The following is a 15,030-nucleotide window of genomic DNA, read 5'->3' on the forward strand; positions in this document are numbered from 1 at the left end:
GTTCAATGAACTTCACTGGCACCATCAGCTTAACCAAGCTTGTGTCTTGCTCTTGAATCTGGCTAACGACAATTTTCACTGATTCACGTGCAAGGCGTCTGAAATCTTGCTTGAAGGTAGTGAGTTGGTAGTTCAACCATTGAGTCTGTGGGATATCGTCAAAACCAATCACTTGAAGATCTTCTGGAATACGCAGGTTAAATTCTAAGCGCGCCACATCCATTACTGCCATCGCGAGGTTATCTGTCGCACAGAAAATCGCTTGAGGATGTGTGGGTTCTGAAAACAGAGTCCGAATGGTATCTAGAGCATCAAGGTAGTCATAGTCAGCTTCAATAACACGAGCTTGCTTGCCTGTTAGATCTTCGAATTCTGAGCAAAAGCCCGATTCACGCTCGCCGTTGGTGTAGGTTGGCACGTTACCTGTCAGGTAAACCGCTGACTTTGTTCCTACGCTATGTAAATGTTGAGCGGCGACTTGGCCTGCGGCGTAGTTGTCACTTATTACATGGCTACTCTTAGTCCCCTCAACTACACGAGCATACTGAACAATGGGGATGTTGAACTCTTCACACTCTTCATAAAGCGACTTATTAAAGGTCGCCGAAGCAGCAATTACGCCATCAACTCGGTATTGGAAGATATTAGGAATCGAGTGGTTGTCGTTTCCATCCACTTGCCAAGGAATCAATACCGCAGAGTAACCCTGCTTTTGTAGCTCAGTAGAGATAAGCTGCAGAGTTTTCATGTGGATAGGGTAGTCGGCATCTGGGAAAACTAAGCCAATCAATTTGGACTCATTTGTCGTCAGACTGCGGGCAAAGGCATTGGGACGATAGTTCAACGATTTTGCTGCATCGAACACTTTTTGCTTGGTCTTTTCAGACACTGAACTGCCCGGGACAAATACACGAGATACAGTTGATTGAGAAACGCCAGCAAGTTTAGCGACATCTTTAGAGGTGACGGTTGGCTTTGACGCCGTGGAGTGTTTTGGAGAGCTCATAGACCATACTTTTGAACCAAATTGACTGTGCATAGAGTAACATAATTAGGTACGTACTCAAAAATACAATATGCCATGATTGGATGAAAAATAAGGGTTAATAGAGAGTGTTGAATATTATTCTGGGTATGACCCAAAAAAGCTCTGCGTAAGAGCAGAGCTTTGTTTAAAGAATTTATGAATCGACTAACTGGGCGTTAGAAGTAGTAACGAATACCTGCAGCGAATTGGTCGTCTCTGTTTTCGAATTTATTGCCAACGAGCTGATCTTTACCTAGGTCGAATTGGTATTCAGTCCAAACTAGGAATTTGTTCTTCTGGAAGTGGTATTCAACACCAGGGATAAGCAGGTTACGCTCATAGCCATCTGTTTGGTCATCACGATCTTCCATGTAGTTGTAGTTCAACGTAGGGCGTAGGCCATTGTCGAAGTGGTAGTACGTGTAGATTTCACCACCTAGCGTATCCATCAGTACGTTGTTTGTTGTTGAAGTTTCAACAGACTCCCAGTTTTCGCCCACGTGGAAAGTTGCACCTGCGTAGAAGCCGCCGTTGCTGTAGTTCGCACCCAATAACATGATGCGCATGTTGTCACCATTTTTAGCTCCTTCAACGCTCGTTGAAAGATCTTCTAGCTCATTTTGGTGGTAAGCCGCACCAAGTGTTACGCCATTAAATGGTTTGTAAGTGATCGACGCACCCATACCGTTCTTCAAAGTTGCTGTTGAGCGGTTGTCTGTCCCTGAATTTGAACTACGATCTGAGCCAGACAGTGCAACATCTTCACGTGTCGTTTGGTAAGTGAAGCCGTAGCTTACTTGGTCGTTGATTGAGTTACGGTAAGTAATGGAGTTTTCTGCTCGACCTGTACCTGATGCAATACCCCAGTCAGAAAGGTTGTAAACACCTGAGCCGCGAGTACCGAAGACACGACCTAAGTCGGTGTACCATGCTACGTCATAAAAAGTAGACCACTGCTTAGTACCTGCTGCGATCTTGCCGTATTTGTCGTGCTCTACGCCTGCGTATAGAAGTCGGTCGTAAATATTGTCGCCGTTAGCACCTGAGTTGTAACCCCATTCAGCATGGCCAAAGCCAGTCCAGCCGTTATCGAGTCCCATTTGACCTTTAAGGCCGAAACGAGAGCTACCGCTGTTCCACTCACCGTTGTGGTCGCCGCCCTTATCTTGGTAACGAACGTCAAAACGACCGTCTAAAGTAAGGCTATCGCCCGCGTCATTGGTAAAAGTGTGTGCAGCAAAAGCAGAACCCGAGGTAAGTGCTGTCAGGATCACTGCTGAAAGAATCGACTTTTTCATTGTAATTCTCTTTATTCAGGCCGTAGAAAGCCACCGTGCTTTCAAGCCCGTTATATTGGTAATGGTTTGGCAGGGTGTACCCCATCCATGAGGTACTAGTAGATTCAGTTATTAGTGGAGCAATAATGAATTGGTTGGAGCACTTACTAGGAGCGAGAAGGGTCCCCCAGTAAGCGTGGCAACCTAAATCAGATGTCTATTTAGGTTGCCACTATTTCGTTTCAATCTTTTGGATTAAAGCGTATCGATTACAGCGTTGGGTTCATGATGCTTGAAGTGCGTTCGAACACATCTAGACCTTGCTGTTGTAGCCAGTAAGGAAGGTCGATAAGAACCCAGTTCTCAGACAGTTTGTCACCGTCACGGTAATAAACGTCAACTACTTGCATGTTTGCACGTACTTCACCGCCAGTCATACCTAGGAAGCCACCTGTTGGTGTGTTTGATAGGTTTGGCCAACCGAAGAAACAAGAGAAGTTACCTTCAGCGAAACGACAAACGTGGCCGTTGAACTTCTTGTCTTTCAGGTTGTTACGGAAAGGAAGTTGGTGCTGTTGTTGGTAGCGAGGAATTGTGTAAGACGCGCCGATACCACATGGGCCGTACCAAATCATGTCTTTTGACCAGCTCTTCGCTAGTACTTCTGGTGGGCAACCCATCGCGCCGCTGTCGTTAAGAGCAGACAGGTCATCAACCATTTTGTTTACTAGAGCAAGTGTCGCAACACCTTCTTCTGGAGCCGCGTCTTCGAATAGCAGACCGTCGTGGTTACGTGGGCCAGGGTATACGAAGTGCTTACCAGTTGATGGTGGAAGTGGGTAGCAACCCGCTTGATCCATCATGCCTAGTAGGTCTAGAAACAGGCCTGTCTTAGTGATTTTGCCATCAACAACACAGTTAAATTCTGCGTAGCGAACGTTCATGATCTTGCCAGTTGGGCGCATACCTAGGTATTCAGCGTCGAATAGACCCATGAAGTGACCCATGCTCATTACCCAAATCTCATCTGGGTTAACTTCGTTGTTACCACCGATGAAGATGTCTTGACGACGCTGCATGCGAGTCATTGACTTCATCATTGGTGCCCAGAATACGTCAGCTGCTGCTTGTGCGCCTTCTTGCTCACGGAATGGGTAAACACCGCGCCACAAGTAATCTTCAGAAGTGTGTGCTTTTAAAACTTCAGCAACGTTCTCGTGAGTTGCGTTTTCCATTGCATCGAAGTATTCACGAACAATGCGTTTCGCTTCTTGATATTTAGACATAATAATTTCTCTTTGTGTTGTCGAGTCAACATTCGGAACAGGACTCGATTTGGATTTTGTTACCGGCTGATTTATCAGCCGGCTTTAAACTTTTCGTATTTGAACTTCAGCGTATGAGTGTCGAATTAAGCTTTTGCTGCTTCAGCTTTTTTGCTCTTATCGAAGACGCCACCTTTTAGAGTTTCAGGCAGTGTTAGCCATAGTAGGCCGGCGATAATCCATACGATTGGTGAGCCCCACATTGCTGTTTGTAGGTCGGTACGCTCTTGGATGAAGATAAGAACCATTGGTGCCCACATGCCGATAATACGACCGCCATGGAATAAAGCTGCACCATAGCTACGCAAGCGTGCTGGGAACAATTCAGAGAAGTAACCGCCCCATACTGCAGAAGCAGACAGGCCGAAGTTGTAGATAAGACCCAGAAGAGCCAGCATGTTTAGGCCGCCAATCATCATGTCGCCAGGTGCGACAAAGAAGATAGAAACCATGATACCTGCGAGGATGAAGCCGAACGCGTTGATCTTACGACCGTACTTATCGGCTGCCCATCCCCAGAACCAAGCACCGAAGAGTGAACCAAATGCTGAGATAGAGAAGATCAAACCGATGGTTGCACCATCAAACATACGAACATCTTTCAGGTAGGTAGTTACAAAGCCACCGAAGAATTGGAATCCGTAGAAGTTAAGACCAGAAAGAAGTAAACAAGTAATCGTAATTTTGCGGTAAGGCTTGCTTAACATCTCACCCCAAGAACCTTTTTTAGCTTCGGTTACTTCACCAGCTGCATTGGTTGTGGTTTGTTGATCTTCTTCACCGTAGGCGATCACTGTTTTGTCGCTTGGTAATACAAAGATCATTAACGCTGCTGCTACAAGCGGTGGAATACCACCTACCCACATTAGGCTCTGCCAAGGTGCATCAACACTTGTAATGAAGGCTGCGTAAGCGCCCATTGCCACTAAAGCAACAGAGAACATTGAAGAAGCAAAAGCAGTCAACTTACCGCGAACCGTTGGTGTAAATAGGCCAATCATCAAAGATACAGCTACAGTGAAGTAACCGCCTAAAGACAGTCCAATGATGAAACGCATTGCGGCCCAAGTGGCGTAGTCGGTAAACATCATGTTGATGATGGTTGCACCACCGTTTAATGCCGTAATTGCTACTAGCGTGGACTTTTTGCCGAACTTGGTTGCGAACCATGCACAGCTCAGTGCACCAATCAGAGCACCAACAGACTGCCAAGTGTAGAACTGAGCGGTATCAGAAAGGCTAATACCAGCATATTCTTCCACAATGTATGGGCGTACGTAGTCAATAATTACAAAGTTATAACAATAAAAAAAGTAACCTACTAGAATTGCTAGATATGCGGCTACCCTTTGAATCATAGGAACTTCGCTCATGTGTTTTTTAATGGTCATGACCGATAAACCTTTATTTTATATAGGGTGGTTTTGGTTTTAATTATTGTGTGTTGATTATTTAGCTTCATCACACCGTCTTCATTTCGGGAGAGATAATAGAATTTTTGTGGTTATTAGATCCGTGATCAAAGTCAATTTTAAAATGAGTGCGTACCCATTTTGTGCATTTTAGTGATCTTGATCTCATTTAACTGGGTTTTTGTGCTTTGTGGGGTGGTTTGAGTGTTTAATCGTCTATCTTAGTGATAATAGTCACACTTATTGTGGGTTTTTGAGGGAAAACATCCATTTTTGAGTACTATTGGCAGCGAATTAATTGCGACATACAATAAACGGAATCTAAAAATGGTTACGTACTCAAGTTTTGTGGTTATTGCTCTTTATGTGCTAACTACTTTGTTTATCAGCTACTTAGTTAATAGGCGCTATAGCGTCGGTGGCGACTTTTCGACTGGTGGAAAACAGTTTGGTTGGTTTACGGCAGGTGTGTCGATTCTTGCAACCTACATCAGCGCAATGACGTTCGTTGGCATGCCGGGCTGGGTTTATAGTTCAGGCATGGAAGCGATGAGCGTACATTTGAACTATCCAATAGTGATCTTTTTCACTGTGCTTTTCTTTGTTCCGGTGTTTTACAAGCTCGGCCTAACCTCGATTTACGAATACCTAGAGCACCGCTTTGGCGTTGTTGCTCGCACGATCAATTCCATCGTGTTCATTGTGGTTCAGTGTATTTCGGCAGGGGTTATTCTGTATGCGGTAGCCCTGATCTTAGTGCAAGTGCTGCCAGTGAGTATCTCTGAGGCGATCATCTACATCAGCGTATTTACTGCGTTGTATACCTATGCGGGTGGTATCTCGACTGTAATCTGGACTGACATGCTTCAGTCAGCAGTGTTGATTATCGGCAGCATTGCGATCTTTGTTTTATTGCTGATGAAAATCGATGCGGGCGAGATGTTGTCTCCTGAACATTTGAATATCATCAATCTCGATTTTGACTTAGGCGTCGATACCACATTGTGGGCCGGCGTAGTGGCTGTGAGCTTCTTGCACCTGAGTGTGTATGGCACTAACCAACTGATTATTCAAAGAACATTGGCGACTAAGTGTGTTAAAACAGCGCAAAAATCGATGTTGCTTTGTGGCTACGGCGCATTTTTTGTTTATCTGTTCTTTGCTGTGATGGGGGTGCTGTTAAGTGTCTTTTATCAAGACAGCAGTTTTGAAAACAGCAACGAAGTGATTCTCGATTTTGTGTTTAACCATACCAACCCAATCATTGTTGGTTTGGTGATCTCAGCACTTTCGGCTGCGGCAATGTCGACATTGGATTCCACCTATAACTCAATGGCGACGGTCGCAACGTTCGATTTCTATAAGCGCTTCTTCCGTAAGCAAGCCTCTGACGCGCACTATGAATCAGTGGCTAGAAAAATGAGCCTGGTTGCTGCAGCGTCGGTTGTTGTGCCTGCGTTACTGGCTGTTTCTAATGAATCAGTGCTTAAAACGATTGCGAGCTTAACCTCTATTTTTGTTGGTATTCGCCTTGGCTCTTTCATCTTGGGTTTGTTCTTCAAACAAGCAAACGAGAAAGGCGTAATTGCGGGCAGTATTGGCAGTGTGGCCGTCGTATTCATCGCCAAATACAGCGGAATAGCTTGGCCTTGGTTTGCCTTGATTGGCACTGTGGTTTTCTTAGTGTTAGGTGTTGTTGTGAGCCGCTTCTGGGGAGAGGTAACCGAGCAACAAAATGAATTTATAGAAAAGCAAAAGCATTTGTTTGCAAAGCCTACCGCGAGTCATTATGGCTTGTTGGTGTTCGCTGTTGTGACGATTGCTGCTTGTACTGTTATCCCTGATTGGCTTTATGCCGCTCTTTCTTAATTGACCGATTTTTTACTGGTATATCTATGTTATCGATCTTTGATATCTACAAAATTGGTGTTGGGCCATCGAGCTCTCACACCAACGGCCCAATGATTGCGGGTTTCCATTTCACACAATTAATCGCTGATAAAATCGCAGAAGTGACGCGTATTCAGGTGGATTTATACGGTTCTTTGTCATTGACTGGCATAGGTCACCACACCGACAGAGCTACAATATTGGGGCTACTCGGCAATAAACCAGACACCATCAAAATCACCAGCGCAAACCAAGCAATGCGTCATGCCGTAGACAGTGGTGAGATGGATTTAGCGGGCACCAAGCACATTGCCTTCAACTACGAAACCGACATGTTGTTCCACAAAGACAATCTGCCTCTGCATGAAAATGGCATGATGATTACTGCGTTTGACCAGAGTGGCAACGTGATTGTCGATGAAACTTATTATTCGATTGGCGGCGGTTTTATCGCAACTGCTGATGAACTGCAAAATGGTACTCAAACCCAAGCGGTAGAAGTTCCTTTCCCGTTCAAAAACGCCGATGAAATGCTTCAACAAGCTGACAATAGTGGGATGAGCCTCGGTGGTATGATTCTAAAAAATGAAGCGGAGTTCGAAGGCGCTGACATTATTTCAGAGAAAGCGGATCAAATCTGGCGAGTGATGAGTCGTTGTATGGAGCGTGGCTTTGAAACCGAAGGCATTCTTGATGGTGGTTTGAACGTAACTCGTCGTGCGCCTAATTTGCTTAAGAAGCTCGAAGCGAATGCGGCGGTTGAAAACGACCCAATGGAAATCATGGATTGGATTAACTTGTTTGCGTTTGCGGTTAGCGAAGAAAATGCGGCTGGTGGCCAAGTAGTAACATCACCAACCAATGGTGCAGCGGGCGTTATTCCTGCCGTATTGATGTATTACCATCGCTTCATTAAAGAGTTGGATACTAAGCAGTTAAAAGATTTCTTAGCGGTATCGGGCGCGATTGGTATTCTGTACAAAACTAACGCTTCGATCTCTGGTGCGGAAGTAGGATGCCAAGGTGAGGTAGGCGTATCATCCTCTATGGCGGCTGCGGGATTAACGGCACTACGCGGTGGCAGCAATGAGCAGATCTGTATTGCGGCGGAAATCGCGATGGAACACTCATTGGGTATGACTTGTGACCCAATTGGCGGCTTGGTTCAAGTGCCGTGTATCGAGCGAAATGCGATGGGTGCGATGAAGGCAATTAATGCATCTCGCATGGCATTGAAGCGAAACAGCAAGTCTTTGATCTCACTCGATAAGGTCATCGCAACCATGTACCAAACCGGTAAAGACATGAACAAGAAATATCGTGAAACATCACTCGGTGGTTTAGCCTTGATCCATCTAGCTCATCCTTGTGAATAGCTAAGCCAGTTAACCCAGTAAATAATAACGTTAAGCCCAGAGCCTTAGACTTTAGAAATCTATCGCGGCTGGGCTTTTTGTTTTATGTGTTTTAGGGAGCTAATCTGAAAGCGGTAATCGATAGCTGTTTTTCAACTCTTTTACTGAGATGTTCGACTGAATCGCGCTCACGCCTTTGACTCTTCTGATCGAGCTAATACGCTCAAAGTACTCTTCTAAATCTTTCGCCAACACTTGCACCATGTAATCGGCGCCGCCTGCAATGCAGTGACACATTGGAATCCAATCGGTTACCGCGACAAACTCTTCGAACGGTTCTGTGTTTTCAACTTCATGATTGCCTAGTGTTACAAGGGTAAAACCAGCCACATGAAAGCCTAATTTCTTACGATTCAGCTTAGCGGCGTAACCATCGATATAGCCAGTTTCTTCCATGCGTTTCCAACGACGCCAGCATGGGGTTTCGCTGAGGTTGACCTTCTCTGCGAGCTTGCTGTTGCTCATGCGTCCGTCTTGTTGGATATGTTCTAAGATGGCGATATCTGTGTCATCTAACACTTCTTTGGTGGATTCTTTCTGTTTCATGGCTATTTTAGAAAAGTCTTGCTCAAATTTGGATTAATATTAGCCTATATAGCAATTTAATTCCTAGTCGAATCTGTAAACTCTCTCCCTATAAATACTTTACTTATTAGGAGTGAGAGGAAATGAGCTCTCAATTAATGCTGGCGTTCTTGCTATTTTCAACATCAATTGCAATTACCCCTGGGGCAGGCAATATCGCATTACTTGGGATTTCAAGTCGTTATGGATTTGCTGCGACTTTACCTTTTATCTCTGGGAACGCTGTTGGCATCATCATCGTACTGGCGGGTTCTAGTGTCGGTTTGGTGAGCCTATTTACCCTTTACCCAGAGCTATACAGCATTTTGAAATACGCGGGTGCGGCTTATTTGCTGTTCATGGCGTGGTCGATTGCGAATATGCAAATCGAAGAAAGCACCACCGACAATCGTTCAGGCTTTGTGTCGGGTGTGTTGGTGCAGGTGTTAAATCCTAAAGGTTGGATAGCGTCATTAACCGTGTTTTCGCAGTTCATCACTCCGAATGCCGATTACTTGATTCAAGTCGTGACCATTATCGCGGGTATGGTGATTACCGGTGTACCGTGCATGTTGGTGTGGGCGTATTGCGGCACTATGCTTAAAAAGCTACTGCAATCACCAAAACAGATGATGTTTGTGAACCGTTGCTTGGGCGGAAGCTTAGCGATGGTGGTTGCCTTTATGCTTTATCAACCGGCGTAAATCACAAAGAAAAAAACCACTCCTAAATCCATAGGAGTGGCGTCTAAATGTCGACTAAGTCGTTAACAGTAAAGAATTAAGTTAACAAATATTTAAGGAACTTGAGTTAAAAGCTTTAAGCTTTTCAGTGTAAAGATTAAGCGGTTTCTGCCTCTTTAACTGGAGCTGAGTTACGAATTAGGTGGTCAAATGCACCTAAGCTTGCTTTTGCACCTTCACCCATCGCAATGATGATCTGTTTGTAAGGTACTGTCGTTACATCACCCGCCGCGAATACACCTTTCATTGATGTTGCGCCATGAGCGTTAATTTCAATTTCACCGCGTGGTGAGAGCTCAACTTTCGAACCCTTCAACCATTCGCTGTTTGGCATCAGGCCGATTTGAACAAAGATACCTGCGAGTTCAATCTGTTTAAGTTCATCGGTGTTGCGGTCTTTGTATTCCAGACCGGTTACACGGTTGCCATCACCAATCACTTGCGTTGTTTGTGCCATCTTGATGATTTCGATGTTTGGTGTTGCGTTCGCTTTGTCGATAAGCACTTGGTCGGCACGCAATGTGTCTGCAAATTCAAGTACGGTTACGTGTTCAACGATACCCGCTAAATCAATTGCCGCTTCAATGCCTGAGTTACCACCACCGATAACCGCTGTTTTTTTGCCTTTGAACAATGGACCGTCACAGTGTGGGCAGTAAGCAACACCTTTGTTGCGGTACTCTTGCTCGCCCGGAACGTTCATTTCACGCCAGCGAGCACCTGTACTTGTGATAACCGTGCGAGCTCGTAGTGTTGCGCCGCTCTCTAGCTCAACGTGGATGTAACCGTCTTCAGTGTCTTCTGCCGCAATGATGTTTGCAGCGCGCTGCTCAGTCATTACTTCAACACCGTACTCTTTTACGTGCTCTTCAAGGCTTGCCACTAATTTAGGGCCGGTGGTTGCTTTCACTGAGATAAAGTTCTCAATCGCCATGGTGTCCATCACTTGGCCGCCGAATCGGTCAGCAACCACACCAGTACGAATGCCTTTACGTGCAGCATAAATTGCCGCTGAAGAACCTGCAGGGCCGCCGCCGACAACCAATACATCAAACGGTGCTTGTTGGTTTAGGTTTGCTGCTTTCTTTTCCGCTGCGCCTGAATCAACCTTGTTAAGGATTTCAGCCAGTGACATACGGCCTTGACCAAATAGCTCACCATTAACGAATACACTTGGTACTGCCATGATGTCGCGAGACTTCACTTCATCTTGGAATGCTGCGCCGTCGATCATCGTTGTCTTAACCAGAGGATTAATCGCCGACATCATATTGAAGGCTTGAACCACTTCTGGACAGTTTTGGCATGAGAGCGAGATAAAAATCTCTACATTAAGCTCTTGATCGAGTTCTTTAATTTGCTCGATTACGTCCGCTTCAAGCTTGATAGGGTGACCACCACTATGAAGCAGTGCTAGAACCAGTGACGTAAATTCGTGACCCATTGGCAAACCGGCAAAACCGATCGCGGTGCCTTTCTCTTGGTTCACGACCTGCATGATAGGGCTGCGAGTGCTTGCGCTGTCATCGCGAGTCACTTCAATTTTATCGGTTAAAGACGAGATGTCATTCGCCAGATCTTGAAGTTTGTTCGCGGTGTCGCTGCCATCCAGGCTAAGCACTAACTGAACATTGGTTTTTAGGTTTTCTAGGTATGCTTTTAGCTGCTGCTTCATTGCTTGATCTAACATAATCGTGCCTGCTCTTAAATTCTGTGTCTTGGTATTGACCAATACCTTCTTGCTGAAAAAGGAAAATAAAAAGGGGGCGCAAGTCGGCAAATATTGTGGTGTTGATGTTTTGAAAGGGTGGCGCGCGACTGCCCTTTAGGAGGGGGGCCGAAGCGCGCCTGTAGAACCGTTTAGCTATTCTTGTTAGCTAGGCTTAGATTAAATCTTGCCTACTAGGTCTAGAGATGGAGCTAGAGTCTCTTCGCCTTCTTTCCATTTAGCTGGGCAAACTTCACCTGGGTTAGCGGCTACGTATTGTGCTGCTTTAACCTTGCGTAGTAGGTCTTCTGCGTCACGGCCGATGCCTTCAGCTGTGATTTCCATTGCTTGGATAACGCCTTCAGGGTCGATTAGGAACGTTGCACGGTCTGCAAGGCCTTGACCTTCACGCATAACGTTGAAGTTATTTGTGATGTTGCCAGTTTGGTCGCCTACCATGAAGTATTCGATAGTGCCGATTTTGTCAGAAGTATCGTGCCATGCTTTGTGAGAGAAGTGAGTGTCAGTTGATACTGAGTAAACTTCTACGCCGCGAGATTGAAGCTCTGCGTATTTGTCTTGTAGGTCAACTAGCTCAGTTGGACATACAAACGTGAAGTCTGCTGGGTAGAAGAAGAATACAGCCCACTTGCCTTTAACGTCTTGCTCAGTGATTTCTACGAATTCGCCGTTTTTGAATGCTGTTGCGTTGAATGGTTTGATTTCTGTGTTGATCATGATTTGACTCTCTTTCTAATTTATAGTGTTTAACGCTATCCCGCGTCGATGTAGATATATTGCATTGCCACCGAAAATTAGTGAAATCGGACATTTCTATAGATTCAATAGGCGAATCCTATCTTCGAAAGGAAAGGACTATCGGTAAAAGCTATCAACAAAAACGATTAACAAAAGCCATCAAACATCAGCAACCCCAATTTGAGTAGCTATGCTTTTTAGGTTGTTCTCTATTTAGGTAAGCAGTATTTGGTTCAGTATCTATGTAGGTAAGGGGAAGTACGGTTTCTTTACGCGAGTTGAGTTGAGTTGTTATACCAATCTGTAAATAACAAAAAATTATCATTAATATAATTTATGATAATTTCAGTTAATCGTCACATCTCCATATACTCTCTTCATCGAAACGAAACATCGAAGCCAGTCTTCGAAACGCACAGAATTAAAAACGAATTTGGAGCAAGTTATGAAAATGAATCACGTAGGCATCATGGTTGGCGACATGGACAAAGCAGTCGAGTTTTACACTAAGGCTCTGGGTCTAAGAATCGTAATGAACAACACTAAGGTTTTGGAAGAGCGCGAATCAGCAATCGGCCGTATGTGTATCGCAGTATTTGGTGAAGGCTTTAAAGGCTTCAACATTGCACACCTAGTAACATCTGATGGTATCGGTGTTGAGCTGTTCGAAATGAAAGAGCGCCAAGAGCGTCACGAAGTTGATTTCTCACGTCTAGGTATCTTCCACTTCTGTCTACAGCTTCCAAAAGAGCAGTTTCATTCAGCGATTAAACGTGTTGAAGAGTTTGGCGGTAAGGTCCGTATGGACATCATGCGTTACCACCCAGAAGACGAACTAAAACAAGCACAAATGGTTTACCTAGAAGACCCGTTTGGCAACCTGTTCGAATTCTACTCGCACACATACGAAGACACTTACGCGACTGATTACGAGTAATAGCGTTACTGCCTTCCATAGGTAGAAAAACCGAAACACCCCCTAAAGAGGATTGGTAGCAATACCAATCCTTTTTTTGTGTCTGTAGGGCTTAATTTAGGAACATCGGATAAACTATCGGTTGCACTAAAACAAGCCGACATTGTTGCTCTATAGTGCAATGTTGGACTGATTGAAAACTTAACTGATTGATAAATATGATGTTAAACCATTGGCATATATGTTGCTCTATTGCCTTTGTGTAAATTGTATACAATAAAAAATACATAAAGGAAGTCACATGGAACAGAACAGTGAATTGATCTACGGATTAGACGATCGACCATCAGTTAAAGCAGCCAGTTACGCAGCGTTGCAGCATGTATTAGCCAGTTTCGTTGGTATTATCACGCCCACACTCATTATTGGCGGTGTGCTTGGGTTGGGTGAGCACATTCCTTATCTGATCAGCATGGCACTCATGGTGTCTGGGGTCGGTACCTTCATTCAAGCGAGAAAAATAGGGCCAGTTGGCGCAGGGATGATCTGTGTCCAAGGAACCAGCTTTGCGTTCTTAGGTTCTGTGTTAGGTGCGGGTTTTCTTGTTAAAGCAAATGGAGGTGGGCCGGATGAAATGCTCGCCACCATTTTTGGTGTCTGCTTCTTTGGTGCATTTGTCGAAATTGTCCTATCGCGTTTTATCGAAAAGCTGAAAGTGGTGATCACGCCCGTTGTGACCGGAATCGTTATCACCACGATTGGTATCTCTTTGATTAAAGTTGGCGTCACAGATATTGCTGGTGGTGTTGGCGCCGAAGATTTTGGCTCTGGAAGCAATCTGATGCTGGGTGCGATTGTGCTCGGAACCATAGTCGCGCTTAACCTGAGCAACAATAATATGGTTAGGTTGTCGTCGATTTTAGTTGGGTTGGTAGTTGGCTGGGGCGTGGCCATTTTGATGGGTAAAGCGTCTATGGTTTCTTTTGCTTCTCAACCGCTATTGAGTATTCCTGTCCCATTTAAATATGGCTTCGCTTTTGATTGGCAAGCCTTCCTGCCTATCGCTTTTATTTACTTGATTACCGTTATTGAAACCACGGGTGACCTTACCGCCAACAGTATGTTCTCAGGGCAGCCAGTTAAGGGGCCAAAATACATCAATCGACTCAAGGCTGGCGTGCTAGGTGACGGTGTGAACTCGCTCATCGCAGCGGTATTCAATACTTTTCCGAACACGACTTTCAGCCAGAACAACGGTGTGATCCATTTTACGGGGATCGCGAGTCGCTACATCGGCTACTTCATTGCCGCGATTCTTTTTCTGTTAGGGTTATTTCCCATCTTAGGCGCGGTATTAATTACGATTCCAAAGCCTGTATTAGGCGGAGCGACATTGGTAATGTTTGGTACGGTTGCTGCGGCGGGCATCAAGATTATCGCTAGTGAGAAGCTTGATCGTCGCAGAATCATGACGATTGCTATCTCATTAGGTTTAGGGCTGGGGGTAATGCTGGTACCGGATTTATTGAAAGAAGCCCCCAAGCTAGTGCAAAGCATATTTGGCTCACCAGTCACGATGTCGGGTGTTGCTGCTCTTTTGATTACAGGGCTGATGTCTTTGGTTCCAGAAAACAAAACCAAGCCTGTGGCAAGTTCGGTACAAACCAGTAAAGCGTAACTTATACAGCCGAGAAGAAACGTAGGTGACTGATTACGAGTAATCAGTCACCTACCTACCATAGGCAGAAAAACGAAACATCCCATAGAGAGGATTGGTAGAGATACCATTCCTTTTTTGTATTTGGATGTTTGGCTGAGTGACTTATCTACATGAAGTGATTAAGAAAGATACAAATTTAAGACGTTGTTAAAGTTGACGTTTTGACGATAAAACCTTTCATGAATATGACGGAAGAAAGTGTCGTTCATGAAAACATTCCGTCATCATACCGAATGGTAGCCTTGGCTGAGCAGTAACTATACTCAGCATTATA

Annotated in this window: 12 protein-coding genes; 5 read left to right on the plus strand and 7 right to left on the minus strand. The window is 44.9% G+C overall.

The genetic code is table 11. The features are described 5' to 3' along the window. From AB6E54_RS00835 to AB6E54_RS00850, 4 genes are all read right to left on the minus strand, one after another. On the minus strand, positions 1-1,006 hold a 1,006-nt coding region (locus AB6E54_RS00835), incomplete at its 3' end, for a LacI family DNA-binding transcriptional regulator (RefSeq protein ID WP_372168706.1). Positions 1,007-1,203: 197 nt separating this feature from the next. Then, positions 1,204-2,325 (minus strand): porin, encoded by a 1,122-nt coding sequence (locus AB6E54_RS00840; RefSeq protein WP_102332992.1) that lies wholly within the window; start codon positions 2,323-2,325, stop codon positions 1,204-1,206. Positions 2,326-2,573: 248 nt separating this feature from the next. Then, positions 2,574-3,590 (minus strand): nuclear transport factor 2 family protein, encoded by a 1,017-nt coding sequence (locus AB6E54_RS00845; protein ID WP_017065254.1) that lies wholly within the window; start codon positions 3,588-3,590, stop codon positions 2,574-2,576. 125 nt (positions 3,591-3,715) lie between these two features. After that, entirely contained in the window at positions 3,716-5,020 is a 1,305-nt protein-coding gene (locus AB6E54_RS00850; RefSeq protein WP_017104144.1) for an MFS transporter, read from the minus strand. Positions 5,021-5,368: 348 nt separating this feature from the next. Between AB6E54_RS00850 and AB6E54_RS00855 the strand changes: the two genes are divergently transcribed. Both AB6E54_RS00855 and AB6E54_RS00860 read left to right on the plus strand, forming a co-directional pair. Beyond that, positions 5,369-6,910, plus strand: coding sequence for a sodium:solute symporter family transporter (locus AB6E54_RS00855; RefSeq protein ID WP_017065256.1), 1,542 nt, complete (start codon positions 5,369-5,371; stop codon positions 6,908-6,910). A gap of 26 nt (positions 6,911-6,936) precedes the next feature. After that, entirely contained in the window at positions 6,937-8,307 is a 1,371-nt protein-coding gene (locus AB6E54_RS00860) for an L-serine ammonia-lyase (protein WP_017065257.1), read from the plus strand. A gap of 99 nt (positions 8,308-8,406) precedes the next feature. Here AB6E54_RS00860 and AB6E54_RS00865 read toward each other — a convergent pair whose 3' ends face one another. Beyond that, positions 8,407-8,892 (minus strand): Lrp/AsnC family transcriptional regulator, encoded by a 486-nt coding sequence (locus AB6E54_RS00865; protein ID WP_017065258.1) that lies wholly within the window; start codon positions 8,890-8,892, stop codon positions 8,407-8,409. A 122-nt stretch (positions 8,893-9,014) separates the two neighbouring features. Here AB6E54_RS00865 and AB6E54_RS00870 point away from each other — a divergent pair, with 122 nt between their 5' ends. Beyond that, the gene (locus tag AB6E54_RS00870; RefSeq protein ID WP_017071831.1) at positions 9,015-9,614 is read left to right on the plus strand and encodes a LysE family translocator; all 600 of its coding nucleotides are present in this window, start codon (positions 9,015-9,017) and stop codon (positions 9,612-9,614) included. A gap of 136 nt (positions 9,615-9,750) precedes the next feature. On the opposite strand, the gene ahpF is transcribed toward AB6E54_RS00870, so the two are convergent. Continuing rightward, positions 9,751-11,343: an alkyl hydroperoxide reductase subunit F gene (ahpF, locus tag AB6E54_RS00875; protein ID WP_017065983.1), complete on the minus strand. Its 1,593-nt coding sequence runs from the start codon at positions 11,341-11,343 to the stop codon at positions 9,751-9,753. 198 nt (positions 11,344-11,541) lie between these two features. Then, entirely contained in the window at positions 11,542-12,099 is a 558-nt protein-coding gene (gene ahpC, locus AB6E54_RS00880; RefSeq protein ID WP_016798107.1) for an alkyl hydroperoxide reductase subunit C, read from the minus strand. Positions 12,100-12,565: 466 nt separating this feature from the next. Here ahpC and AB6E54_RS00885 point away from each other — a divergent pair, with 466 nt between their 5' ends. Beyond that, positions 12,566-13,057, plus strand: a complete 492-nt coding sequence (locus tag AB6E54_RS00885; protein WP_372107292.1) for a VOC family protein — start codon at positions 12,566-12,568, stop codon at positions 13,055-13,057. Positions 13,058-13,337: 280 nt separating this feature from the next. Continuing rightward, on the plus strand, positions 13,338-14,714 hold the full coding sequence (locus tag AB6E54_RS00890) for a nucleobase:cation symporter-2 family protein (protein WP_372107290.1): 1,377 nt from the start codon (positions 13,338-13,340) through the stop codon (positions 14,712-14,714). Positions 14,715-15,030 lie beyond the last annotated feature (316 nt).

Source organism: Vibrio sp. 10N.247.311.49 (genome assembly GCF_041467655.1).
Lineage (GTDB): Bacteria > Pseudomonadota > Gammaproteobacteria > Enterobacterales > Vibrionaceae > Vibrio > Vibrio crassostreae_C.